This window comes from Candidatus Nitrotoga arctica (assembly GCF_918378365.1).
GTDB lineage: Bacteria > Pseudomonadota > Gammaproteobacteria > Burkholderiales > Gallionellaceae > Nitrotoga > Nitrotoga arctica.
Window position 1 is genome coordinate 410,298 of sequence record NZ_OU912926.1, and the last position, 24,953, is coordinate 435,250.

Annotated in this window: 28 protein-coding genes; 5 read left to right on the forward strand and 23 right to left on the reverse strand. The window is 48.3% G+C overall.

Annotation, left to right across the window (positions count from 1 at the left end):
• Window positions 1–4: 4 nt before the first annotated feature.
• The 15 genes from MKZ32_RS01935 to MKZ32_RS02005 all read right to left on the reverse strand — a co-directional run bounded on the left by MKZ32_RS01935 (window position 5) and on the right by MKZ32_RS02005 (window position 12,131).
• Window positions 5–625 (reverse strand): outer membrane beta-barrel protein, encoded by a 621-nt coding sequence (locus MKZ32_RS01935; protein ID WP_239795728.1) that lies wholly within the window; start codon window positions 623–625, stop codon window positions 5–7.
• Window positions 626–890: 265 nt separating this feature from the next.
• Window positions 891–1,247 carry an FKBP-type peptidyl-prolyl cis-trans isomerase gene (locus MKZ32_RS01940; RefSeq protein ID WP_239795729.1) on the reverse strand — a complete coding sequence of 119 codons (357 nt, stop codon included), beginning with the start codon at window positions 1,245–1,247 and terminating at the stop codon, window positions 891–893.
• A 57-nt stretch (window positions 1,248–1,304) separates the two neighbouring features.
• Complete coding sequence (gene folD, locus MKZ32_RS01945; RefSeq protein ID WP_239795730.1) at window positions 1,305–2,162, reverse strand: bifunctional methylenetetrahydrofolate dehydrogenase/methenyltetrahydrofolate cyclohydrolase FolD; 858 nt, start codon at window positions 2,160–2,162, stop codon at window positions 1,305–1,307.
• Between the two features lie 245 nt (window positions 2,163–2,407).
• Window positions 2,408–4,435, reverse strand: a complete 2,028-nt coding sequence (locus MKZ32_RS01950) for a sodium-translocating pyrophosphatase (RefSeq protein ID WP_239795731.1) — start codon at window positions 4,433–4,435, stop codon at window positions 2,408–2,410.
• A gap of 222 nt (window positions 4,436–4,657) precedes the next feature.
• On the reverse strand, window positions 4,658–5,917 hold the full coding sequence (locus MKZ32_RS01955; RefSeq protein WP_239795732.1) for a 6-phosphofructokinase: 1,260 nt from the start codon (window positions 5,915–5,917) through the stop codon (window positions 4,658–4,660).
• A 486-nt stretch (window positions 5,918–6,403) separates the two neighbouring features.
• Window positions 6,404–6,646 carry a hypothetical protein gene (locus MKZ32_RS01960; RefSeq protein ID WP_239795733.1) on the reverse strand — a complete coding sequence of 81 codons (243 nt, stop codon included), beginning with the start codon at window positions 6,644–6,646 and terminating at the stop codon, window positions 6,404–6,406.
• Entirely contained in the window at window positions 6,603–7,289 is a 687-nt protein-coding gene (locus tag MKZ32_RS01965; protein ID WP_239795734.1) for an RNA-directed DNA polymerase, read from the reverse strand. The genes MKZ32_RS01960 and MKZ32_RS01965 overlap by 44 nt, the downstream gene beginning before the upstream one ends.
• A gap of 231 nt (window positions 7,290–7,520) precedes the next feature.
• Window positions 7,521–8,045: a gamma carbonic anhydrase family protein gene (locus tag MKZ32_RS01970; RefSeq protein ID WP_239795735.1), complete on the reverse strand. Its 525-nt coding sequence runs from the start codon at window positions 8,043–8,045 to the stop codon at window positions 7,521–7,523.
• 3 nt (window positions 8,046–8,048) lie between these two features.
• Window positions 8,049–8,450, reverse strand: a complete 402-nt coding sequence (locus tag MKZ32_RS01975) for a GlcG/HbpS family heme-binding protein (protein WP_239795736.1) — start codon at window positions 8,448–8,450, stop codon at window positions 8,049–8,051.
• Window positions 8,447–9,133, reverse strand: a complete 687-nt coding sequence (gene adk / locus MKZ32_RS01980) for an adenylate kinase (RefSeq protein WP_239795737.1) — start codon at window positions 9,131–9,133, stop codon at window positions 8,447–8,449. Before adk ends, MKZ32_RS01975 begins: the two co-directional genes overlap by 4 nt.
• Window positions 9,130–9,927, reverse strand: coding sequence for a 3-deoxy-manno-octulosonate cytidylyltransferase (kdsB, locus tag MKZ32_RS01985; protein WP_239795738.1), 798 nt, complete (start codon window positions 9,925–9,927; stop codon window positions 9,130–9,132). Before kdsB ends, adk begins: the two co-directional genes overlap by 4 nt.
• Window positions 9,924–10,112, reverse strand: coding sequence for a Trm112 family protein (locus MKZ32_RS01990; RefSeq protein ID WP_239291015.1), 189 nt, complete (start codon window positions 10,110–10,112; stop codon window positions 9,924–9,926). Before MKZ32_RS01990 ends, kdsB begins: the two co-directional genes overlap by 4 nt.
• Window positions 10,093–11,085: a tetraacyldisaccharide 4'-kinase gene (gene lpxK, locus MKZ32_RS01995; RefSeq protein WP_239795739.1), complete on the reverse strand. Its 993-nt coding sequence runs from the start codon at window positions 11,083–11,085 to the stop codon at window positions 10,093–10,095. Before lpxK ends, MKZ32_RS01990 begins: the two co-directional genes overlap by 20 nt.
• A gap of 20 nt (window positions 11,086–11,105) precedes the next feature.
• Window positions 11,106–11,519 carry an ExbD/TolR family protein gene (locus MKZ32_RS02000; RefSeq protein WP_239795740.1) on the reverse strand — a complete coding sequence of 138 codons (414 nt, stop codon included), beginning with the start codon at window positions 11,517–11,519 and terminating at the stop codon, window positions 11,106–11,108.
• 3 nt (window positions 11,520–11,522) lie between these two features.
• Entirely contained in the window at window positions 11,523–12,131 is a 609-nt protein-coding gene (locus MKZ32_RS02005) for a MotA/TolQ/ExbB proton channel family protein (protein ID WP_239795741.1), read from the reverse strand.
• A 380-nt stretch (window positions 12,132–12,511) separates the two neighbouring features.
• Between MKZ32_RS02005 and xseA the strand changes: the two genes are divergently transcribed.
• From xseA to rpmG, 3 genes are all read left to right on the forward strand, one after another.
• Entirely contained in the window at window positions 12,512–13,867 is a 1,356-nt protein-coding gene (gene xseA, locus MKZ32_RS02010) for an exodeoxyribonuclease VII large subunit (RefSeq protein WP_239795742.1), read from the forward strand.
• Between the two features lie 174 nt (window positions 13,868–14,041).
• Window positions 14,042–14,278: a 50S ribosomal protein L28 gene (gene rpmB, locus MKZ32_RS02015; protein ID WP_173053510.1), complete on the forward strand. Its 237-nt coding sequence runs from the start codon at window positions 14,042–14,044 to the stop codon at window positions 14,276–14,278.
• Window positions 14,279–14,291: 13 nt separating this feature from the next.
• Window positions 14,292–14,447 (forward strand): 50S ribosomal protein L33, encoded by a 156-nt coding sequence (gene rpmG / locus MKZ32_RS02020; RefSeq protein WP_239237520.1) that lies wholly within the window; start codon window positions 14,292–14,294, stop codon window positions 14,445–14,447.
• 75 nt (window positions 14,448–14,522) lie between these two features.
• Here rpmG and MKZ32_RS02025 read toward each other — a convergent pair whose 3' ends face one another.
• The 4 genes from MKZ32_RS02025 to MKZ32_RS02040 all read right to left on the reverse strand — a co-directional run bounded on the left by MKZ32_RS02025 (window position 14,523) and on the right by MKZ32_RS02040 (window position 18,218).
• Window positions 14,523–15,689: a DesA family fatty acid desaturase gene (locus MKZ32_RS02025; protein ID WP_239795743.1), complete on the reverse strand. Its 1,167-nt coding sequence runs from the start codon at window positions 15,687–15,689 to the stop codon at window positions 14,523–14,525.
• Window positions 15,690–15,750: 61 nt separating this feature from the next.
• A complete protein-coding gene (locus tag MKZ32_RS02030; protein ID WP_239795744.1) occupies window positions 15,751–16,101 on the reverse strand; it encodes a SpoIIAA family protein in 351 nt (116 codons plus the stop codon).
• A gap of 21 nt (window positions 16,102–16,122) precedes the next feature.
• Window positions 16,123–16,971 carry a DMT family transporter gene (locus tag MKZ32_RS02035; RefSeq protein ID WP_239795745.1) on the reverse strand — a complete coding sequence of 283 codons (849 nt, stop codon included), beginning with the start codon at window positions 16,969–16,971 and terminating at the stop codon, window positions 16,123–16,125.
• A 137-nt stretch (window positions 16,972–17,108) separates the two neighbouring features.
• Window positions 17,109–18,218: an aromatic ring-hydroxylating oxygenase subunit alpha gene (locus MKZ32_RS02040; protein ID WP_239795746.1), complete on the reverse strand. Its 1,110-nt coding sequence runs from the start codon at window positions 18,216–18,218 to the stop codon at window positions 17,109–17,111.
• Between the two features lie 353 nt (window positions 18,219–18,571).
• Between MKZ32_RS02040 and MKZ32_RS02045 the strand changes: the two genes are divergently transcribed.
• Window positions 18,572–19,216 (forward strand): DUF4254 domain-containing protein, encoded by a 645-nt coding sequence (locus MKZ32_RS02045; protein WP_239795747.1) that lies wholly within the window; start codon window positions 18,572–18,574, stop codon window positions 19,214–19,216.
• Between the two features lie 45 nt (window positions 19,217–19,261).
• On the opposite strand, the gene MKZ32_RS02050 is transcribed toward MKZ32_RS02045, so the two are convergent.
• Window positions 19,262–21,529: a DUF5672 family protein gene (locus MKZ32_RS02050; protein WP_239795748.1), complete on the reverse strand. Its 2,268-nt coding sequence runs from the start codon at window positions 21,527–21,529 to the stop codon at window positions 19,262–19,264.
• Window positions 21,530–21,705: 176 nt separating this feature from the next.
• Window positions 21,706–22,590, reverse strand: coding sequence for a cytochrome c (locus MKZ32_RS02055; protein WP_239795749.1), 885 nt, complete (start codon window positions 22,588–22,590; stop codon window positions 21,706–21,708).
• 216 nt (window positions 22,591–22,806) lie between these two features.
• Here MKZ32_RS02055 and MKZ32_RS02060 point away from each other — a divergent pair, with 216 nt between their 5' ends.
• Window positions 22,807–23,151 carry a BON domain-containing protein gene (locus tag MKZ32_RS02060; protein ID WP_239795750.1) on the forward strand — a complete coding sequence of 115 codons (345 nt, stop codon included), beginning with the start codon at window positions 22,807–22,809 and terminating at the stop codon, window positions 23,149–23,151.
• A gap of 116 nt (window positions 23,152–23,267) precedes the next feature.
• Here MKZ32_RS02060 and xerD read toward each other — a convergent pair whose 3' ends face one another.
• Together xerD and MKZ32_RS02070 are read right to left on the reverse strand one after the other, a co-directional pair.
• A complete protein-coding gene (gene xerD / locus MKZ32_RS02065; protein ID WP_239795751.1) occupies window positions 23,268–24,164 on the reverse strand; it encodes a site-specific tyrosine recombinase XerD in 897 nt (298 codons plus the stop codon).
• A 214-nt stretch (window positions 24,165–24,378) separates the two neighbouring features.
• Entirely contained in the window at window positions 24,379–24,861 is a 483-nt protein-coding gene (locus MKZ32_RS02070) for a methylated-DNA--[protein]-cysteine S-methyltransferase (RefSeq protein ID WP_239795752.1), read from the reverse strand.
• Window positions 24,862–24,953 lie beyond the last annotated feature (92 nt).

Below are 24,953 nucleotides of genomic sequence, written 5' to 3' on the forward strand. Positions count from 1 at the left end.
AACATCAGAATTTAAATGTGATACCGGCCGACAGGAAGTCCATGTCCGTTTCCCCAGTCGTGGCGTTATCGCCTACCTTGTTTAAGCGCTCCCATTCTGCACGAACGGCGAGATTCGGGACGAAATCATATGTCGCGCCGAAGCCGAAGTTGGCGCCAGTGCTGGATTCTTTTTGGTGAGCTCTAAAACCAAGACCGGAAGCATTAGTTTTTAGTTCATTCCTCGCCAGACCAAGCTTGCCGAATACCGAAAACCCATTACTGATTGGTGCCGTAAAAACACCTGCCAACCCCCAGGCTTGAACTTTGGCAGATGCATTGACAGGAACAACGGTACTGCCATTAAATGCGGTGTCATTACCCGTAAATTTGCCCAAGTCAAAATAGGTGGCTTCCACTCCCCAGTTTGGGTTGATCTGATAGCCACCATATACCTTGTACCCAGTATCCTTGTCATCGACATTTCTCAAACCTTGCGGAATGTCTTTGTATTTCGACTGACCGACGCTGCCGCCGATGTAATAAGCGGATTGACCTGGTCCGGGTGCGGCTATTACTGAGGGTACGATGAACGTGCTTCCTGCTCCCAGCAGTGCAACTGCACAAGCTACTTTTTTCAATTTCATGATTTCCCCTTTCGTTATGTTAAGAACGGTAACCGGACAAAGCCTTTATTTTTTATCAGGTTACCCTTTTCCAGCGCACCGCTCTTTATAAGAAATATCTACCTTAGTAACATTTCCCATATCCTTAGGCACTCTAGCGCAAACATTGTCATACCTACACAGGTGATCTTTAATCTTGAGGGTAGAAAAAGTTGTCACGCTGCATCTATATTTTTAACCCCCGGCAGTTCCGATTTAAATACCAGCACATTCGCGCTTAATGGATTTATCCACGCCCGTATAACGCTTCCAGCAACTCCACTTCAAACACCAACGTTGCATTCGGTGGAATGGCGCGCCCTGCACCACGCGCGCCATAGCCTAGTGATGCCGGAATAGTCAGTTTGCGCACGCCACCGACCTGCATGCCTTGTACACCTTCATCCCAGCCAGCTATGACTTCTCTTGCGCCGAGAGTGAATTGGAAGGGGTCGTTTCTATCTTTGCTGGAATCGAATTTTGTGCCATCCGTAAGCCAGCCGGTGTAATGTACGGTAACGGTGTGTCCGCCTTGAGCGGTCCCCCCGCTGCCAACGGTAATGTCTTCATATTGCAGTCCGGATGGGGTAGTAGTTGTAGTCATTTCTTTCCTTGTGAGTTGGTTTAGGATTGGTCATTTCCGTTTTTGTTGGAATGACGGTTATTCTTGCTTTTCTTCACGTTCTGCTGCTTCTATAGTATTTGCCATCAACATGGTAATGGTCATTGGGCCGACGCCGCCGGGCACAGGGGTGATGTAGCCGGCCACTTCTGTTGCACTTTCAAAATCAACGTCACCTACTAGCTTGCCGTTGGGCAGACGGTTAATGCCGATATCAATCACGACGGCACCGGGTTTGATCATATCGCCGGTAATCATATGGGGCTTGCCAGTAGCGACCACCAGAATATCAGCATCCCTTGTGTACTTGCCAAGATTCATCGTCTTGGAGGTACAAATGGTGACGGTTGCACTGTTGTGCAGCAGCATAAGTGCCATTGGTTTGCCGACGATGTTGCTACGGCCAACTACCACGGCGTGTTTACCTTCTATTTCGATGCCCATTTTTTCTAGCAATTTCATTGTACCAGATGGTGTACAGGGCGGAAATAAGGTGGTGCCGGTAACCAATGCACCGACATTCATCGGATGAAATCCATCTACGTCCTTGTTCGGACTGATGGCTTCCAGTACCTTATGACTGTCGATGTGATTGGGCAAGGGGAGTTGTATCAACAGACCATGGATCGCCGGGTTAACATTTAATTCAGCAATTTTCGCTAGCAATGTTGTTTCTTGCGTGTCGGCGGGCAGAGCAATATGTTCGGAATAAAGCCCGATTTCGGCACAGGCTTTTACTTTGTTGCCAACATACACCTTTGAGGCAGGGTCTTCCCCTACGATGATGACTGCCAAGCCAGGCGTAATGCCACGCGCCTTTAGCGCATCCACACGTACCTTCCACTCAGCGCGTAATTCCTGAGCGATGGTCTTACCGTCAATGATGCGAGCTGTCATTTTTATTCCTTGAGATTAAAACGAATATCTTTTTGATGCATTTGTATAGTTGGCAAGCTCGGTCTTGATTTTGAATAGGTTTAGTCCAACGAAAAAAGCATTCTGAATCTTGCCCAACTTGAACTCATGATGTGAGTTTTTGTGTGCATTGAAAGACGCGAATTGTAACATTCAGCGAATAGAAAATAAGGGCGAGAAAAAGGGGGCTTTGGTGGTAGCCCCCTGGATGTGCTACTAAATCAGGTTCATAACAATGGCACGATCATTAGCGCCACAATGTTCATGATTTTGATTAATGGATTGATGGCAGGGCCAGCGGTATCTTTATAGGGATCGCCAACGGTGTCGCCCGTTACCGCTGCCTTGTGGGCTTCGGAGCCTTTGCCGCCGAAGTTGCCTTCCTCAATATATTTTTTGGCATTATCCCATGCGCCACCACCATTGGTCATGGAAATTGCCACGAAGATGCCGGTGACGATGGCGCCAACGAGCACGCCGCCCAAAGCTTGTGCGCCAAGACTTAGACCGACGATTACTGGAACCGCCACCGGCAGCAGAGAGGGTACGATCATTTCCTTGATAGCGGCTTTGGTCAACATATCAACACAGGTCCCATATTCAGGCTTGCCGGTACCTTCCATGATGCCGGGAATTTCCTTGAATTGGCGGCGCACTTCCACCACCACAGAACTGGCGGCGCGGCCGACCGCTTCCATGCCCATGGCAGCGAATAAATAGGGCACCATACCGCCGATGAAAAGGCCAATGATCACCATGTGATTAGATAAATCGAAAGTCAATCCCGGGTGATTGGAGGAAAGCGCGTGGGTGTAATCGGCAAACAGCACCAGTGCCGCGAGGCCGGCGGAGCCGATGGCGTAGCCCTTGGTCACGGCCTTGGTGGTATTACCTACTGCGTCGAGGGGATCAGTGATGTTGCGTATGTTATTCGGCAACTTGGCCATTTCGGCAATACCACCGGCGTTATCGGTAATCGGGCCAAAGGCATCGAGCGCCACGATGATCCCCGCCATAGAGAGCATTGAGGTCGCGGCGATCGCGATACCATACAAGCCGGCCAGTTCATAGGCGCTCCAGATAGCCACGCACACCGCCAATACTGGCGCAGCGGTCGACTTCATCGATACTCCCAAGCCGGCAATTACATTGGTGCCATGGCCAGTCGTGGAGGCTTCAGCAATATGTCTTACCGGGCTGAACTCGGTCGCTGTGTAGTATTCGGTGATCCACACCAGCGCGGCCGTCAGCGCCAGTCCAATGAGAGCCGAACCATATAGCGCGTTAACGGAATAAACGCCGTTGTCGCCCATTAGCCATTTGGTAATGGGATAGAAGGCGATCAGAGCCAACACGGCAGATACTATTAGGCCGCGATAGAGTGCGTTCATAATCTTGCCACCCTCTCGGGCTGTTACAAAATAGGTGCCCACAATGGAAGCGATGATCGAGAACCCGCCCAGCACCAATGGATAAATCACCGCGTTTGAGCCGGAATTGGCCATCAGCAAACCACCCAAAAGCATGGTGGCGATGATGGTCACGGCGTAAGTCTCAAACAGGTCGGCTGCCATGCCCGCACAGTCACCGACATTGTCGCCGACGTTGTCGGCAATTACTGCAGGATTACGCGGATCGTCTTCAGGGATGCCCACTTCAACTTTGCCCACCAAGTCTGCGCCTACGTCAGCACCTTTGGTGAAGATGCCGCCGCCAAGACGGGCGAAAATAGAAATCAGCGAGCCACCGAAAGCCAGACCGACCAAGGCATGTGTTGCTTCCATAGGGGTACTGCCCATTGAAATAGTGAGAAAGGCGTAGTAACCAGCTACACCCAGCAGACCCAAGCCGACTACCAACATGCCGGTGATGGCTCCGCCCTTGAAAGCTACATTCAAAGCTGCGTTGAGACCGGCATGTGCAGCTTGTGCGGTACGCACGTTGGCGCGCACCGACACGTGCATACCGATATAGCCGGTTAGACCCGACAGAATCGCACCGAGGGCGAAGCCTATGGCTGTTTTCCAACCCAACTCCGGTATCAGAAAAATTACCAGAAACAGAGTTACGCCGACAATGCCTATCGTGCTGTATTGCCGGTTCAGGTAAGCAGAAGCTCCTTCCTGTATGGCAGCAGCGATCTCGCGCATGCGATCGTTGCCGGTCGATTGAGCCAAAATCCATTTAATAGAAACCGCTCCATATATGAGCGCTGCCATTGCGCATAACAGTGTAAATATCAGACCACTAGACATAAGTTTCTCCCTATAGTTAAACCAGTCTGTTAGAACCGGCAAATTGCACAAACACAAAGAACCAAAATAAATTATTGACCTTTACGTAATTCGTGATAGATGCCATTTCAGCAACCGCTATTCTCGCGAAAGCGTGGATAACGGGGTGGTAGATATTGCTTGTTATTGCGCCCTTTCCAAACATTTGGACGTGGTGACTAAATGTTTTATGTGATGTTTAAGCTATATCTTAAAATCGCTCAGTTTCTTGGGGATCGCCACATTCTTGAGCCGAACGTACTGTGGCAAGCCGTCTTTGTAAGGTGGGTAATCTTCGCCCTTGATCAGCGGAGTGAGGTACATACGGCACTTGTCGGTGATGCCGAAGCCATCCTTGGTGATAAAGTTGCGCGGCATCATTTTTTCTACATTAGCCACGTTCTTGAGCTGGGCAACGCCAATTTTCCACTTGTAGGGCTTGTCGGTGAGCCGAACAATGGTAGGCATGACCGCATTTTCGCCCTTCAACGCCAGCTGCACCGCAGCCTTGCCGAGCGCATAGGCCTGTTCGACGTCGGTCTTAGAAGCGATATGGCGCGCAGCACGTTGCAGGTAATCTGCCACCGCCCAATGGAATTTGTAACCCAGCGCATCTTTCACCATGTTAGCTATGATCGGCGCTACGCCACCTAACTGGGCGTGACCAAAAGCATCTCGTAGCCCCTGGTCAGAAAGAAATTTACCGTCTGCACCTTGCACGCCTTCTGATACCACTACTGAGCAATAGCCATGCTGCTTTACCATAGCATCGACTTTGGCCAGAAATTTTTCTTTATTGAAGGGGATTTCGGGAAACAGGATGACGATCGGCAACTCGCAATTCACATCCGAGGCCAAACCACCGGCAGCGGCTATCCAGCCAGCATGTCTGCCCATCACTTCCACCACGAATACCTTGGTTGAGGTCTTGGCCATGGAAGCAACGTCGAAACTGGCTTCGCGAACCGATACGGCGACATATTTGGCGACCGAGCCAAAACCAGGGCAACAGTCAGTGATGGGCAAATCATTGTCCACCGTTTTAGGTACATGGATTGCCTGAATGGGGTAACCCATTTTTTCAGCCAGCTGGGAAACTTTCAGGCAGGTATCAGCGGAATCGCCGCCGCCGTTATAAAAGAAATAACCAATGTTGTGTGCCTTGAAGACTTCGATCAACCGCTCGTACTGCAATCTGTTTTCTTCAATACCTTTTAGCTTGAAGCGGCAGGAACCGAATGCGCCGGACGGAGTGTAGCGCAGTGACGCAATGGATTTGGCGGAATCTTTGGTCGTATCGATCAGGTCTTCAGTCAGCGCGCCGATGATGCCGTTACGGCCTGCATAGACTTTGCCGATTTTGTCCTTGTGTGCACGCGCCGTTTCGATCACACCGCAAGCCGATGCGTTGATTACTGCGGTTACGCCACCCGATTGGGCATAAAATGCGTTCTTCTTTATCATGTGGTTAATGACTCCATATGAGTTATTGATTTTCTATCCATTGATCGGTAATGCCAAATTGATCTTACTCCATTTTTTAATGGCCCAGATAATCAAATATTGGGCCTGTTAAAAAAACCCGGTAAACCGCTTATTTTCGCTTGCGGCTCTGAACTGATATTTGCTCAACGAGCAAGCTTCTCGCCGCTAATGGAGTACAGCGATCACCATAAATTGGTTGGCCACCACAAACTCGTTCTCTCCGGGTGAGCAAAATTAATCAGACATGCCAGATCACCACGCTCGTCGCCGTCTTGTTGGAGGCTCGCTTTCACGCAGACTGTGGATGGATTCGTTTGCTCCAACGGCCTGACCAGAAACACATCACCGTTGCCCGCGCTCTGGGTGTCCCCATCGGGTGCAATATTCAGCGTGTAAACATAGCTGTAGTTCCAGTATTCGAGTAGCTTGATGATGAAGTCTTCGATATCGAATTGGGGGGACTGCTCATAGAGAGTGATGTCCCTGAGCTTTTAACATAAACAGTTCCACCTCTTGAGGCGGAATAACAGGCAGCAGATTATCAATTTTTTCCTGATCAATAATTTTGAGTGGATCAAGCAAACCTTTTAGTTCATTGGAGGAAATCCAATTTAGATTCCAAATTGCCTGCGGCTCTCCAGCAACCAGCTTGCATAACTGCTCATCATAGGAAAATGTTTTTGCAAATGGTTGAGAAACACGCTGCAACCATATTTGCATATGTCCTAATATTGGGTAATTGATTAAAACGTTTTTTTACCTTACCAATCACATCATTTTTTATTTCTTCGTTATCGAGCAGACTTATCAGCTTGCTGAGTATTGCCGAAACAATCGGGTATGTTCGAGGGCTATGATATGCGATGTCAACCACAATACTTATCAGTGGCATCAGGGATTCCGAGATTTTTTTAAATCCAACAATGCGTTTGTAATAGCTAGAAAGTGCGACAACGACAGAACCTGAATTTGGAAATTGAAAGGCATGATCATGAATAATTAACAAATGTTTTTGGAGGTTTTTCGCCGATTGCTTTTGCACTATCCAGTGCAGCTTGTCGATCTTGATAGAACCTTGAATGACTTGATTGCTGAGCGTTGTTTTTGATGGATTCAATTTAAGCCCAAGTCCAATCAATATTTCTGTAATTGCTTTAAGAATTTGTTCACCATCCTGAGGATTGTTAATAAATATTCGATAATCATCTCTGTAACGAAGTATTTGGTAATTCTGAATCCCAAGTTTTTCTAGCTTTAGAGTTAGTTCATGATCTGCGTAGCCCAACACCATCTCCGCTATGAAATCCATGAGGGCCGAACCCTGAGGAATGCCATTTGTTTGAGCGCTCATAAGATTACCTGAACTTCAAGTCGATGTTCTTGCACAGCTTGTCGACGGCTTTCCAGAGCTTTTTTCCCGGGGTTCGTCTTCGTTTTCTTTTGTGGTTTAGCCATGAATTGTTTTGTCTCTTTTATCTGGCAACGGGACAAGACCATTTATCCTTTTCGTACAGGGATATGGGCAGCACGTTAATGTACGAGGAGCAGTGGAAGCCGAAGCCGTTTTTTCAGTGAAGCAGGCTTAGGTAATGCTCACCAACGAGTCCCGATAGCGACCAAGATTTTCCACGTAGCGCACAGCATTGGCATGCAGGGCTGCGATTTCTTCTTCCCGCAGGCTACGCAACACCTTGCCGGGCGAACCTACCACCAGCGAATTATCCGGAATTACTTTGCCTTCGGTAATCAGCGTGTTCGCGCCTATCAGGCAGTTACGTCCGATTACAGCGTGATTAAGGATGGTACTGTGAATGCCGATCAGGCTGCCATCGCCGATGGTACAGCCGTGCAGCATCACCAAGTGACCGACAGTGACGTTATTGCCTATGGTGAGCGGTGCGCCGGGGTCGGTGTGCAGCACGGAGCCATCCTGAATATTGCTGTTTTCGCCGATGCGGATGGGTTCGTTGTCGCCACGTATCACCGCGTTGAACCAGATGCTGACATTATTTTCGAGAATGACCGAGCCAATGACGCTGGCATTGGGCGCGATGAAATGCTGTTGTCCGCGTAGTTCCGGTGTGCGGTCTGACAGGGTGTAAAGCATGAATCAGCCGAGCGCCGCCACACCGGCTTGCGCGATCTGCCCATCCTCAAACGAACGTACGCCGCTGATGCCGAGTCCGCCGATGATCTGGTTGTCATGCATGAGTGGTACACCCCCTTCGGAGGGGAGGGCGCCCGGCAGGGCGAGATGAATCAGGCGACCGCTCAATACCGCGTCTTCGGTAACCTTGGTCGGCCGTTGAAAGGCAACCGCTGCACGTGCTTTCTGGATGGCGATTTCCACGCTGCCAAACTGGGTGCCGTGATTGCGTTGAAGATAGAGCAGATGGCCACCGTCATCCACGATGGCGATCACGACTCGCCAAGTGTTGCGCAGTGCCTCGGCCTCGGCCGCCGCAGCAATGTTTTTGGCATCGTCAAGCGTGAGGACGGGTTTGCTGATCATGGCTGATGTGCTGCCAATGCGTTGAATATCCGGTCACGTATGCTATCCACGCTGCCGATGCCGGGAATGTTGATGCAGTGCGGCGCGCGCGTACCATCGCATTTCCCCTTGGCCGACCCACTTTTCTCCCAATTTAAGTAGTACTCGACGAGTGGTTTTGTTTGTTCGTGGTAGACCTCAAGACGTTTTCTGACGGTTTCTGCGCGGTCATCCGGGCGCTGTATCAAGTCTTCACCGGTGATGTCATCCTTACCGGGTACTTTGGGTGGATTGAATATTATATGGTAGGTACGTCCCGAAGCGGGATGGGCGAGACGGCCATCCATGCGCTGGATGATGTCGCTATCCGGAACCTCGATTTCCACCACAAAATCAATACCGATGCCGGTGTCTTTTATTGCTTGAGCTTGCGGAATGGTGCGTGGAAAACCGTCCAGCAGGAAGCCATTGGCGCAGTCTGCTTCTTTAATGCGTTCTTTCACCAGGTTGATGATGATGTCATCCGATACCAACCCACCTGCATCCATTATTTTTTTGGCTGCTTGTCCTAGCGGGCTATCCGCCTTGACCGCCGCGCGCAACATATCTCCGGTTGATATTTGAGGGATATTGAATTTCTCTTTAATCAGGTTGGCTTGGGTGCCTTTACCGGCGCCAGGTGCGCCTAGCAGTATAAGTCTCATGATGGTGCTCCGTTTATTTGGTCGTTGATTATACGCTTGCTGTCAAACAGCTTGCGGGCAGCGTGCAGGTCTTGTTCGGTATCAACTCCGCTGGGTGGTACGTCTGTGCTAACGGTTACTCCAATCTTGTAACCGTGCCACAGGGCGCGTAGTTGTTCCAGCGCCTCAATTTGTTCCATGGCGGCAGGTGCAAGTTTGCGAAAGGCACGCAGAAAGCCGGCACGGTAAGCATAAATGCCGATGTGGCGTAATACCGTAAGATTTTCCGGCTGTGATGTGCCAGATGTGAGCGCATCGCGCGGATAAGGAATCTGCGCGCGACTGAAATACAGGGCATTGCTCTGTTTATCCAGCACCACTTTGACAATGTTGGGATTGCGCATGGCCTCTTCATCATGGATGGGATGGCAGGCGGTGGCAATGGCGCACTCTGGGTGATCGTGCAGGTGTTGTGCTACGGCGCTGATCAGTGCGGGTGGCATGAGGGGTTCGTCGCCCTGTACGTTGACTACAATAGTGTCGTCGGGCCATCCAAGTTGTTCCACCACTTCGGCAATACGGTCGGTGCCACTGGTGTGGTGGGCGTGGGTCAGGCAGGCCTTAAAGCCATATTCATGCACGGCAGCTATGATGGATTGATGATCGGTGGCAATCCAGATTTGCTGCGCGCCGCTCTGAGCAGATTGCTCGGCCACTCGCACCACCATCGGTTTGCCGCCAATCGGCAATAACGCCTTACCCGGCAGACGGGTGGAGGCGAAACGTGCCGGAATGACGACATGAAAGGCTATCATCGAAGTCGTTCGATTTCTTCCGGAGTAAGCTTGCGCGCTTCATCTGCCAGCATTACTGGAATGTCATCCTGTATAGGAAATGCCAGACGATCTGCCTTGCAGATTAATTCCTGTTCGGTTTTGCGGTAAATCAGTGGGGATTTGCACAATGGGCAAACCAGGATTTCAAGCAGTTTTGCGTCCATCAGGAGTAACCTTTTCTAGGATTTGTTGGGTAAGCAAGGAATCCAGCTGCGCATCCACGCGCAGCACCCAGCATTTTTCGTTGGCGAATGCTGTGCATTTTACCGCATCTTTTTCCGTCATGAGTATTGCGTCTGCATCAGTGTAGTCTAGATCGGCAGGCGTGAAGCGATGATGATCGGGGAAAGGATGGGCTTGTGCCTTCAATCCCAGACGGTTCAGATGCGAGAAGAAGCGCTGTGGGTGACCGATCCCGGCAATGGAGTGCAGACGTTGGCCGTAAAAATCAGCAGCGTGAGCAGAGGTATTGGGATTGAGTAGGTTGTAAAAACTTTCCCCATAGAGTTGCATGCTGTGTTGATTTTGGGCGGCCATGCCCCCGTGAATGACGACGGCATCCACCTGCGTCAGGCGTGATATGGGCTCACGCAACGGGCCCGCTGGGAGCAGGAAACCATTGCCAAAGCGACGTATACCATCTACTACCACGATTTCGAAATCGCGCTGCAAGCGGTAATGTTGCAGGCCATCATCGCTAAGCAAGATATCGCATTCAGGATGGGCCTGTAGCAATGCGCGAGCTGCGCCAACGCGGTCGCGCCCAATCCACACGGGACACAGCTTACGTTGTGCCATCAGCACGGCTTCATCGCCGGCCTCATCGGGGCTGCTTGATGCATGCACGGCCAGCGGAGATATAGTGGTACCCCCGTACCCGCGGCTGATGATGCCGGGATGCCAGCCGCTATCGATTAATTGTTGCGCCAGCCATAGTGTAAGCGGTGTTTTGCCACTGCCGCCAACGGTAATATTGCCCACCACGATGATCGGTACCGGCAGCTTCACGCTAGTTAAAATGCCGTTACGGTAAAGCGCACGTCGGGTTGCTGCCAGCATGCGGAATATAAAACTGACAGGCAACAGGATGAAGTGTAGGAGAGTGGTGCGATACCAGTGTTGTTCTAGCCACTGCATTCGCTTAGCCTGGCCGCCCGTTATTTTCGGCTGGTGGTGAAGGTAATGCGGCCATAACCAGCGAGACGCGCTGCTTCCATGATATTAATTACGGCTTGGTGCGGTGCCTTGGCATCGGCGTGGATGACGATGGTCGGATCTTTTTGCTCGCCAGCGGCTGTACGTAGCGCTTGCGACATATTCTGTACGCTATTGAAGGTTGTGGCCGCATTGTTGATGGCGTAGTGCTCCGAAGCATCTACTGACACATTGATTGGTTTTGCTTGCGAAGTTGTTTCATCGCCACTAGCCTGCGGCAGGTTAATCTGCAGTTCGGAGAATTTGGTGTAGGTGGTCGACACCATTAGAAAAATTATGATTACCAAAAATATATCTATCATTGGAATCAGGTTGATTTCTGGTTCCTCACGCATGCGGCCGCGTTGAAAATTCATGGCTTAACCTCGGCGTGCGCCATGTATGATTTCAATTAGTTTGATTGCTTGCTGTTCCATCTCGATGGTCAGGCCATCTACTTTAGCGCGGAAATGGCGATAGAAAATCATACTGGGGATAGCCACCATCAGACCGAATGCTGTGTTGTACAAGGCTATTGAGATGCCATGGGCAAGTGCGGCGGGGGCATTTTCTGCGGTATTTTGCACGCCGAAAATTTCAATCATTCCCACCATCGTGCCGAATAGGCCTAACAGTGGGCTTATTGAAGCGATTGTGCCTAATGTGGTGAGAAAGCGTTCAAGTTCATGGGCGGCAGCGCGTCCTGCTTCCTCGACAGATTCTTTCATCACCGTGGATGGGCTTTTAATGTTCTTAAGGCCCGCGGCGAAGATACGACCGAGCGGGGATTCTGCTTCTAAACGGGAAAGCATGGCATCGCTGACTCCGCGCAGTTTAAGTTCCTGGACCACTTCATTGAATAGCTCTGCAGGTGCAATTTTTTTGCTGCGCAGGGTCATCAAGCGTTCTGCAATTAACGCAACAGCAATCACAGATGCAACTATCAGAAACCAAATCGGCCAACCAGCCGCTTCTACAAGAGCAAACACTGAACTTCTCCAAATATGCTTAAATTTAACAAAGCGGAACTGTATCTGGTCACACTTGTTTGAGCAAGATTTCTCCAGCTAATTTAACCCGAGTGTCCCTGAAGTTCGTTATCATAATTGTTTTGATAACAGCACTATAAAGCGAAGTGGCGGTGATACTGTCGCATGCACAAAAATTGTGGATAACTATGTGGATAAGATATTAGAAACAATGCTTAACTGCTTATAATATAACCAATTTTGGTCACCTGTTTAATTTGCACATTGCTTAAAAAGCACAATAAAAACAAAAGCATATTATATATCACCAAAGTATTGCGCTATAATTTTTGTGCAAATATGCCCTCTTTCCTAAATTGTGGATTATTAAGAATGTCAATATGATTTTTAAATTAGTTGAAGATGAAAAAAATCATGTATTCAGTGTGCAAGAACTCAACATGGCCGCTAAACAGATATTGGAAAACGGCTTGCCCCTGCTATGGGTACGCGGCGAAATTTCCAATTTTGTCTGTGCTACTTCTCGACATTGGTATTTTTCCCTGAAAGACGAGCAGGCGCAGGTGCGCTGCGTAATGTTCCGTCACAAAAGTCAGTACCTTGATTGGCTACCAAAGAATGGTATGCAAGTGGAAGTGTTGGCTCTGACCACGTTGTATGAAGCTCGTGGTGAATTTCAATTGACGCTGGAGCAGATGCGGCCAGTCGGACTGGGTGCGTTGTATGATGCGTTCGAGCGCCTCAAACGCAAACTGGAAGCCGAGGGGTTGTTCGATGCTGCGCGAAAACGACCGCTGCCGTTCTTCCCCGTACAAATTGGCATTATCACTTCGCCGCAGGCAGCAGCGTTACACGATGTGCTGATTACCTTGGCTAATCGTATGCCAAGTACTTCTGTCGTGCTGTATCCCACACCGGTACAGGGAGAAGGAGCGGCGCAAAAGATCGTGCAAGCCATTCGACTTGCTAATGAGCGCGCAGAGTGCGATGTGCTGATGCTATGTCGTGGTGGCGGCAGTATCGAGGATTTGTGGGCATTTAACGAAGAAATAGTAGTGCGTGCGATCTTCGCCAGCCGCATTTTGATAGTGAGTGGTATCGGCCACGAAACCGATGTTACTATCGCTGATTTTGTTGTAGATCAGCGTGCTGCGACACCCACTGCAGCAGCGCAACTGATTGTGCCGGAGCGGCAGGAGTTATTGCAACGTGTGTACAATTGGGCACAGCGATTAGCACATGGCAAGCAGCGTCAATTCGAACGGGTGATGCAGCAGCTCGACTACTTGCAGCGGCGTTTGGTGCATCCTGCACAGCGAATACAGCAACAAACTCAGCACCTTAACCATCTGCAGCGACGCTTGGAGACCGTGCTCGCTTACATGTTACAGCGTCAACAATGGCGCTGGCAGTCGTTGCAGCGGCGTTTAGATACGGTGTGTCCAAACATTGAGCAGTTTAGTACGCGGCAGACGATTTTGGCGCGCCACCTGCTGGAAGTTATGCAGCGCACACTGGAACGCTACAATGCGCGTCTAGGTAGCATACATCAGCACCTCGACCATCTCGATCCGCAACAGGTGCTGGCGCGCGGCTACAGCATGGTGCGTGATACACGTGGCACAATTATTTTAGACAGCGCTGTTTTACCGGTAGGCGCGCGCCTCGATATTACCTTCGCACATAGTTGGGCGCGTGTAGAATTAAAAGATAAGGGGGAGTCTTTCCCAGCCTAGATGTGAGCGTGAACGAGAGATAGGGACATTAGGCTGTTATATCTCAGCAGATTTAACGTTGAAAAAAGCAGCATTATTAATTTCGTTAACTTGATGCAATAGCTGTAGGTTGATCAGGTAGAAGGTTTTAGAGTAGAATTGCGGATCTTTTGCAAACTAGTTGGGGAAATAGCTATGGCTCGCGTCTGTCAAGTAACGGGGAAACGCCCGATGGTGGGAAACAATGTATCTCACGCCAACAATAAAACAAAGCGTCGTTTCCTGCCGAATTTGCAGCGTCGTCGTTTGTGGGTTGAAACTGAAAATCGCTGGGTATCCTTACGCCTTACAAATGCCGGATTGCGTACCATTGACAAGAATGGTATCGATGCGGTGTTGCTTGAAATGCGTGCACGCGGCGAAAACGTTTAAGGAGTAACGAAAAATGCGTGAAAAAATCAAGCTTGAATCCAGCGCCGGTACTGGTCATTTCTATACGACGGACAAAAATAAGCGTACTACGCCGGAAAAGCTTGAGATCAAGAAGTTTGATCCAGTGGTGCGCAAACATGTGATGTACAAGGAAACCAAGCTGAAGTAGGCTATTCGCTTTGTTCGAATGCATGCAAAAACCCGCTTAAGCGGGTTTTTTGTTTAGGTTCGCAAAAGAAGTATGCTAAGCATAGCAACGCAGTCGTTGGGAAAATTCCTGTAACGCCGCAATCCCGCTGTTTTCCGCTCGATGACACCAGTCTTCCAATTGTTTTACTAATTGCTCCTTGGTAGCTGTAGAGCTTTGCCAGATGGCGGCCAACTCTTGGCGTAGGGTATAGGTTGTCCGTAGGATACCACTGGCTTTTATTACCTCACTTAGTTTCGTTTTTTGTTGTTCGGTTAAAACGTTTTCATCCAAATGCAGCCAGTGTTTGATACGCGTCACATCAATTTTATCTGAGGCTTGTAGTTTGAGCCGAGCTATTTCCGTGGAGTAGGTTTTTTTCAGTAATTGGGCATATCTGGCTGTGACTTCGTAGCGGTTGGCGATTACGGCGTGCAGGGTCTCCATGTCACATGAAGTCTTGGCTTGGTTCAGGCGTACTCGCGGGGCACGTCTCTTAACTTGTGCTAAACCGAGCGTTTCTATGATGCGGATGTAGAGCCAACCGATGTCGATTTCATACCACTTGTTGGAAAGTTTGGCGGAGGAGGCATAAGCATGGTGGTTGTTGTGCAGCTCTTCACCGCCGATGAAAATACCCCACGGCACGATGTTGGTGGAAGCGTCATCCGTCTGGAAGTTGCGATACCCCCAGTAGTGCCCAAGGCCGTTGACAATACCCGCTGCATTAATAGGTATCCATGCCATCTGTACGGCCCAGATGGTTAGGCCAAGTGGGCCAAACAAAAGTACGTTGATGATCAGCATCAGCGTGATGCCGAGCTCGCTACGTTTGCTGTAAAGATTGTTCTCCAGCCAGTCGTTCGGTGTGCCGTGGCCGTATTTGTCTAGTGTTTCCTGATTCTGGGCTTCTTTGCGATAAAGAGCCGCGCCTTCCAATAACACTTTCTTTATACCCAGAATAACCGGGCTATGTGGGTCTTCCTCTGTCTCGCATTTAGCATGGTGTTTGCGATGGATGGCGACCCATTCTTTAGTGACGATAGCGGTGGTTAGCCATAACCAGAAACGGAAAAAATGACTGGGAATAGCATGCAGATTCAGTGCGCGGTGTGCCTGATGGCGGTGCAAAAAAATGGTAACAGATGCAATGGTAATATGGGTTAAGGTTAGTGCAACAACTACATAGCCCCACCAAGGCAAATCAATAAAACCTGAAAACATTCACTATCTCCTGAAATTTAGGCTATACATTAACTTATCATTTTAACATAATATAAGCTTATCAAGCTGCGGCCGCCCAGATTTCAGCTTCTTCATAATCGGTAAAGACGCATATATCGGCATCCACAAACATGCGCGATAGCCAAGTCTGCCAAGTGATCCACTCATCTTCCGTAATAACTGCAATCTTGCTGAAGTCATGCAGGTGTTCACGATTGAAAAATTTAATTTCCTCCCATGCTACATCCACCGTGTAGCTGATCATGTCACGTAGGTCGAACAACAGATTGACCGTGCCGGGTGATTTAAGCATGTAGAGTGCGTGTTCTTCGAATTGCTTGAAATCGGCCAAGGTAAACTCGCCCAGTACAGCAATGTTGAGCAGGATGGGGGTTTGTTCTATTGTAATCATATTAAGTCTCTTCTTCGTTAGTTATGCGCCGCCGTGCTTGGGTGCCAGCTTCAAGCTTAACACACCGCCTGCAATGATAAGTCCCATGCCTATCCATCCCATCAATGACAATGCCTCGCCCCACAAGACCATGCCGAATATGCTGGCGAATATCACCGTGCTGTAGGACAAGCTACCCGCCACTAGCATTTTCCCGGTACGGTAGGCACGGGTCATGGCTAGTTGTGCGAGCGTGGCAGTGCTGCCGAGTCCGAGCAAGATGAATAAACCAGGCGTAGTGATCGGGTGAATAGTTCCGAGCAACATGCCACCGCCGCTGCTAATAGCGGCAATCAGACTGAAATAGAACACTACACGCCATTCTGGCTCACCACGTAACCCAAGCTGCTTGACATTGAGGTAGGCGATGCCGGCCAAAAAGCCGGAAATCAGCCCGATCAGACCGGGGATGAGTTGATCCTGTGCCAACGTGGGCTGCAGTAACAATATCACGCCACAAAACCCCAGCAGGATTGCGCTGGAGAGAGCCGGACGGAAATGCTCCTTAAATGCCAGCATGGTCAGGATAGAGAAATAGAGCGGGGCGGTATAATTTAGCGTTACTGCAGTGGCCAGCGGCAACACAGTGATACAGTAAAAATATAGCATCAGCGCGATGGTGCCAGAAATGCCGCGCCACAAGTGCTGCTTCAAGTAAGGGGTCGACAGCGACAACCCTTGTTGACGGATGACCGCGTAGATCATCAGTAACCCGAGGGAAGCGCGATAGAATACTAATTCAATATGAGAAAAATATTCTGCACCGAGTTTGACAAACACCCCCATGCAGCCGAAAAAGAATCCGGCGACTAGCATCCATAATGCGCCCATTCCAATAAATTATTTAAGTGGATGGTTAAAGAAAACGCTAATCCAGCGCAGGCAGAAATAGTGCTGTTTAACTAAACGGGAGTCACGCCTGCACATGTATGACAATGCATGGAATTTTTTAGTGGCGATTAAGATGATCATTTTTCTAAATGTGGATCAAGCTGGCGTCGCAGAAACTCATGGAAATGCAGCAGGCCGTCCTCGGTCGGAGATTGATACGGTCCAGCATCTTCGATCCCATGCTGGTATAGCCATTTGCGCCCTTGGTGCATTTTCAGGCAGATGGTATCGTCCTCAAGCGCGGTTTCGCGGTAGGCAGCCTTTTCCGCTTCGACAAAATCGCGCTCGAATAACACTATGTCTTCGGGGTAGTAAAACTCCATAATGTTAGTGCAGGCATCGACCCCGCGCGGAATGACAGTGCTGACCACTAATGTATTGGGGTACCACTCAACCATGATGTTAGGGTAATAGGTCAGCCAGATCGCGCCGTATTTGGGTAGCGTGCCGTTGCTATATCGCAGTACTTCTTCCTGCCATTTGCCGTAGGCGGCACTCCCAGCTTTGCGCAAGTCGTGATTGATGCCTACAGTTTGTACGCTATACCAGTCGCCGAATTCCCAGTGCAGATCGTCACAATTGACGAATTTACCCAAGCCGGGATGGAACGGTGCAACATGGTAATCCTCTTGATATACCTCAATGAAAGTCTTCCAATTGAAAGCATATTCATCTATCTCTACACGATCCAGTTGATAATTGGAAAAATCCAGTTCCTTTAGAGCAGGGATATCCGCCAGATCCTTGGTAATATTGCGTTTACCTGCGAACTGTAAGCCATTCCAATGTTGCAATGGGGTCTTATTAAGATCCCGGCAGGGATTTTGCGGGAAGCGCGGTGCACCCAACAGTTTGCCATCCAATTGGTATGTCCAGCGATGCAACGGGCACACAATGTTTTTCGCGCTACCACGTCCTTCGAGCATGATGGCCTGACGATGACGACAAATATTGGAGAGCAGCTCTACCCCATTTTTATTGCGCACTAACATCTTGGCATTATCCATCCAGTCCAGAACATGGTAATCGCCAAGGTTTGGTACCAATAATTCGTGCCCGATATAGCCGGGGCCATCATCGAATAATATGCGCTGCTCAATCTCCAAAATTTTTGGATCGAAATACCAGCGCAATGGCGGTTGTGTGAGAACTTGGGTGAGCTGATAGATCTTAGCGATCTCGGACATACCAACATCTTCCTTGCAAAAAAGAGAATACGTTACGGGCAAAAGAATCAAATTGTCCCTTAAAATTGCAAGGGGGGGCAACAAAAATTGTCATTTGGCTTCAAATTACATTCAAGGGCGGCAACATTCGCCGCCGACCCGTTTTAGTCCCCGCATGAAAATCTGCCGGAAATCATCGTATGGTTGGTAATGCGAATGCTGGACCAACCCTCTACCTGAGCAATTTGTAATCGGCGGGACTCCTCTTTATTAGGCGGGCCATCAATACAATTCCCCCTAGTAAAATCATAACTTGGTTTACAAGTAGCGAAATCCACTAAAATAGCATTCTGCAAAAAGCAAATAAAATTAATATGCACCTGATTACCAGCCACTTTGTGACCACCTTTCACGACACTTACTTGGCTAACCCATCTTGGTCTGCATCTTCGGTCATAGACAATACCGATGGAACTGAGTTATGGAAGTGGATCATCAAAAATCATTGCAACAATTGCCTGCTTTGGGCAGAGGAAGATCTGGCTCGCCGTGTTAAGGTCAGTGACATTGATATCGCCATGAATAAGCGCGCTATTGACCGCTACAATCAGGCCCGCAACGATGCCATTGAATGCATTGATGAACAGTTATTAATCGCCCTTAAGCTAGTAGATGCTATCTCTGCACAAACTGATTCGCCCATCGTCAAAGTAGTAAAAGATGCGCGTTTGAATAGCGAGACCGCTGGCAGTATGGTGGATAGAATGTCTATTTTAGCACTGAAGATATGCGCCATGCGTCAGCAGACTGAGCGTATTGAAGTTGACGAAGCTCACCGTTTAATGTGCCATAGGAAATTGGAACGGCTGAATGAGCAACGCAGTGACTTGGGTGCTTGCCTGGACGAGTTGCTAGCTGATACACAGGCGGGCCGGGCATACTTCAAAGTTTATCGCCAATTCAAAATGTACAACGATCCGCAGTTGAATCCGGCGTTAGTGGCAGAAAGTAAATTGTAAATGTTTAATTTAAATCCAGAAATGTAAAGAAATTCTTATTGACGATTACGCTACCATCGTACACAAGGCGTCTCGCACTCTCGCCACTACCTCTTCCCAGTCGCCAATTTTGCGTTGTCGGAACAAGCGAAGGGACGGGTACCACGGACTATCTTCCCTCTCCAGCAGCCAGCGCCAGTCTGCCGCAAAAGACAATAACACCCATGCCGGTTTGCCAATAGCCCCTGCAAGATGAGCAACCGATGTATCGACACAAATTACAAGATCAAGATTGGCAATTAATGCCGCGGTACTGGCAAAATCCCCGATGTCTTCCGTCAAGCCGATGAAATGGAGATTTGCTAGCGGTTGTTTAGCTTGGGCCTCTCCAGGACCTTTTTGCAGGTTAAAAAACATCACATTTTCTACGGTACCAAGCAAATCAAGTTGACTGAGGGATATGGAGCGATTCAGATTGTTCTTGTTTCCGGGACTTCCAGCCCACATCAACCCAACTTTTAATGCGGATCCGGTATCTGGCATGCGTTTCCGCCAATCTTCAATCAAGCCTTCATCGGGGGAAAGATAAGGAACCGCCGCTACTGGCATTTTCCCATCAGCTGTGCGGAGCCTGGACGGCAAACTCAGTAATGGACAATGGAAATCGTGTTGGGGTAGCGGTTCACCTCGCAAGATGATTTCATGAATTCCTTTCACCTCTTTAAACAGGCGGTTCAGCGCAGGTTTACATTCAAATAAGATGTTTCCCCCAAGCGATGCCAGTAGTGGCGCATATCGAATGAACTGTATAGCATCGCCAAAACCCTGTTCCGCATGCAAAAGTATTGTTTTGCCGTGAAGGTCTTCGCCATTCCATAACGGACTCGTAAAGCGTTTTCCCTCACCAGCCAGTTCTGGCGTCTTCAGACGCCACTCATATTCATCCCATCCACGCGAAAAATCACCCATTATGAGTAATGTCAGTGAAAGGTTCCAGTGTGCCTGAGCAAAATCAGGCCGTAAGGCAATTGCTCTTTCGTAATACGTAACTGCTTCAGCAGGACGTCCTGTGGCTTCGAAAATCAAGCCCAAGTTGTTATATGCTTCGACATAGTTGGCGTTCAGGGCGATTGCTTGGCGATAACATTCGACAGCCCGTTGATGATCCCCTATGGCTTGATACACTAATCCTAGATTATTATGAAAATCCGGAATTGAAGGCTGAATCTGGATGGCTTGCTTAATCAGCTTCAAGGCTTTTTCGTGGGCATCTGATTGATAGGCAATTACCCCTGAATATTGCAATGCAACTGCATTTTGCGGTTGTTCGTGCAAAATCAAGCCATAAATTGTGTTGGCATGAACGATATGGCCCAGCTGATGGTGCTTTAATGCGACGGATAACATCCATTGAATGTCCTCCTCGCGAGTTGCGCCGCGTGGTATAGATGTCACGGCAATTTTTCCGCAGCAATTCTTATAACGTTCACCGCTACCGCACGAACATGTTTCATTTCGGCTTATTGATTTTGAAGCAGGGGGGTTTGCCATTGCCGCTAATTGACTACGGGCGTCTGAATGATCAGGATTGCTCTCAAGGATGCGTTGAAAGACTGCCTCAGCGAAACGAAATTGTCGCAGATCCCGGTAATTGATTCCAAGCCGGAAAAACTGGATGGAATTTGTAACATTGGACGGCAGGCTATGGATAAACTCTTCCACTTCATTCGGAGCAAGGGCCATCCACATATTGAATAACCCGTGAAAACCGAAAGGCTGGCAGGCTGGATAAGTGGTTTCGAAAGAAAATTTTTCTGCCTCGGATTCTGGCGCAAACCGTATTTGGTATTGTTCCTCCAGCAGGGACCGATATTTTCGGCCAATCAGTTCATCTTCAGCTAACTCTTCATCGAACGGGATTTCCCGCGTTGCAAGTAACAATTTACGCGACCGCAATGAAAAACCACCGTTACCCACTCTGAATCCATCTTTGTGATGACCCCACACCGCACCGATATAGTCAAAGTTTAGAAATTCATTCGTCCATGCGTTGGGGTTAATGATGTAGCCATCCCACTGAACAAGAAGAACGAAATCACTATCAATATAATGATGCAATTCATGCAACACAAACATCGAATATTCTTGCCGTGAGCGGATCGGTGGTATTTCTATTGTTTCAATACCTGGAAGGGTAAAATCTCGGTTCGTCAGAAAAAGTACGCGGTCAAAGACGCATCTTTCTTTAGATTTTTTCAATGCCTCGATGGCAAGGTTATGATTGATGCAGTCCACGCAGCAAAGTGTGATAGTGATAACTTGTTCAGTTTTCATCGTAAAGCCAGTAAATTTTTAACTTGAAGAATCAATAATTTTCATCAGATGTTTTACAGTTGAGCATTTCAGTATAACTTTAAAAAAATTTCTGTCATGCTCTACAACAAGCTCGCTGAGCAGGGAACTCTTTCTATCCAGATTTCTTTGCTCGTTTCATAGCAGCAGGCTGACGCTCAGCGGATGTCTTGTTTCTGTGGACTACGTTTTGTGGTACTCATTGCCTTGAGATAGGCGATGATTTCTTTTGTGACTTTCGCTCGATTAAGGATCTCTTGTGCAAGTCCCGGCATCAGCGAGTTGTGTCGGATACTCGATGGATTCTCGATCCAGCGTGTCAGGTACTCAGGCTTGATGTACTCGACCACGCTCGTTGGATAATTGAGTTCAGGTGCCTTGCCGCCGCCTTCACCATTAATCATATGGCATGCCATACAATATTTACGAAAATGCAAGAAACCACGCCGCACTTCTGCAGATGCCTTAGCTGGCGGAGAAAGGTTCGGAAAGCGAGTCGCAAATGTTGTGAGTTCGATACTCTTCACCTGGTAAGGCATGTCAGACGCGCCATCTTCAAGTAGCACTTTTGATTTCATGTTGTCCCAAATTAAGTAGAGCGGCCCGAGTTGTACTACCTCGTTATTCTGTAGTATGTTGGTCATCGTAAATGGCGAATTGTCGTGGTGAGCAAAGGCGAAATAGGCATCATGGGAGAGAAACTTTGTTACCGGAATGCTCGCTTGGTATCCGTCCATGGAGATGAATACGATCTCCTCTGCTTTCAGCCACCCTTTGCCAAATGTTTTGTCAAAAAGCGCTCGGGCAGGATAAGCCTTATAGATTTGGTCTTTTTTTTCGTGGATTTCGAAAGTTTTTAACGAAACTGCTGTAACTTCAGTAGTAATATCGCTTAAAGTCAAAACCTTGACGTTTTGATCTTTGTCTTTGAACTCAATGCCGATATTGTTTTGTGAAAACGCTAGTGCAGGTAAACAAACGTTACCGCAAATTACGACGGTCAGAAAAATATTTTGGAAATTTCTTGAGATTGGGTTACTCATATTATGCCCCCATAGCTGGTGGTCAATGTTTTTGAAAACATGGCATCAAAAGGATACGAATTTTTTACAAAAAACAAGGTGCAAGAAGTTTGCACCAGAGCTTGAAAAAATATCTTGGTTTCGGTATTTTTTCATGTTTTATGAGCGTTAGCGAACTGAAAAGTAAGCAACGAAGTATTATTTTGATAATTCTTATTTTGGAAGTGAGGTAAAGTCATGAAAATCAAAGTTGCGTCAATTTGTATTATGGTCGGTATATTGGTTATACCCCGTATAGGTTTCACTGCCGATCTAAAAATGGATCATCCAGACCCCACAGCAATAGTCAAGGATTCGGATACAACAACTAAAATAAAAGCACGACTGAGCGCCGATAAACATTTAGGAAAATTCAAGAGTATTAAAGTTGATACAGATAACAATGGCGTTGTTTGGTTGAGCGGTACTGCTCACCTTTTATCAGAAGAGGAAAAAGCGATTGAAATTGCTCGAAGTACTGAAGGTGTGGTTATAGTCCATAGCAATATCAAAATCAAGAATGGACATCCAATAAGTGATTGATATAACAAGCGTCTCAAAATTGAAAAAATAGTTCGCTAAAATTTAGCTCATCTGGATTATTGCTCGGTAGAGACGCGACCGCTAATTTAACTAAACAGATTGATGTATTACATCCATTACCCCCTTGGATGATGTTGCGCGTGCAGTTGTTTCAACCGTTCGCGTGCAACATGCGTGTAAATCTGTGTGGTAGAAATATCGGCATGGCCAAGTAACAGTTGCACTACGCGCAGATCTGCTCCATGGTTAAGCAAATGGGTGGCGAAGGCGTGGCGCAAGGTGTGCGGCGATAGTGGTTTGTGTAGGCCACCGTGCTTTGCATGACGTTTGATGAGATACCAGAACATCTGCCTCGTCATTGCTGTGCCACGTTGAGTAACGAACATCGCTGCATTTAATTTATCGCCCAGCAAGACGGGGCGCGCGTCAACCAGGTAGCGGCGCACCCAGTCTAGCGCTTCCTCTCCCAACGGCACCAGACGTTCTTTATTACCCTTACCCATCACACGCACTACGCCCATGTCGAGGCTGATTTGTGTAATGCTCAAGTTGATCAACTCAGACACGCGCAGGCCGCTGGCATATAACACTTCCAGCATAGTGCGATCACGCATGCCCAGAGGTATATCCGTATCCGGTGCTTGTAGCAGCATATCCACATCTTGTTCGGTGAGCGTTTTTGGCAGGTTACGAGGCAGCCTGGGGGTAGCGATTTGCAGGGTGGGATCAGTGTCTATTTTGCTCTGCCGTAACAGGTAACGGAACAGGCGTTTGAGGCTTGATATGGCACGACTGGTACTGGTGGCTTTAGCTTTTTGTTTGACGACCAAATAAGCGAGAAAGCCTTGGACGTCAGCATGTGTCGCCTCTAGTAAGGAACAGTGATGTTGTTTTTCCATCCAGAAAATAAATTTGCACAGATCGCGTCTGTAGCTTTCCAATGTGTTGCGCGACAAACCGTCTTCCAGCCACAGGCAATCGCAGAATTCATCCAGGAGGTCAGTGTTGTTCATATATCGTTGTCATTTTGAATGTAGCGAGAAATCTATATGATTCTTCACTATGTACGAAATATTAGCTGTAGTTGCTCCCGCCTGCTCCTGGATAACGGACTCTAATAGATTGTCGGACTTGGATTTTTAGTTGCGTAACATATTGATCTTATATATAAATCAATTTCACTAAATCATATTTACCTCAATTTAATCAATTTATTACGGGTAAATCCTACAGGTTCTTTCTTTGGTTCGATTGCTTTTCATATGCAAGCAACCAGCGTTTGATATCCAGCGCATTCCCCGCGCGCTGATGTATGAAGCCGCCGATACCAGATTTACTTACCACGCGATGGCAGGGGATGACAATGGGAATGGGATTTGCGCCACACGCCTGACCAACCGCCCGCGGGCTGGAAGCTAGCAACGTGGCGAGATCGCCATAATTACGTGTTTTCCCGGGTGGAATAGCAGATATTGCCTGCCACACTTTTGTTTGGTGGACAGTGCCGTTTAGCTTGAGGGAAAGATTAAAATGAAAATTTGGATCAATGAAATAGGCCTGCAATTGTCTGCATACCTCTCGAGCGAACGCTTGGCTAGGCGATTGTGGCGTGGCATCTGACTCCAGAAAGTCGATGTCAGTTAGCGTATCCGCCTCACAACAAATACCCAGCATACCAAATGGTGTAGGTAGCTTTGCCTGATAATTCATTGCTTACCTTCCTTACACAAATATTTGGCACGAATATTTGGCTAATTTTAAAGGTCTGATCCAGACAATATGAGACCTGGAAACAATAAGAG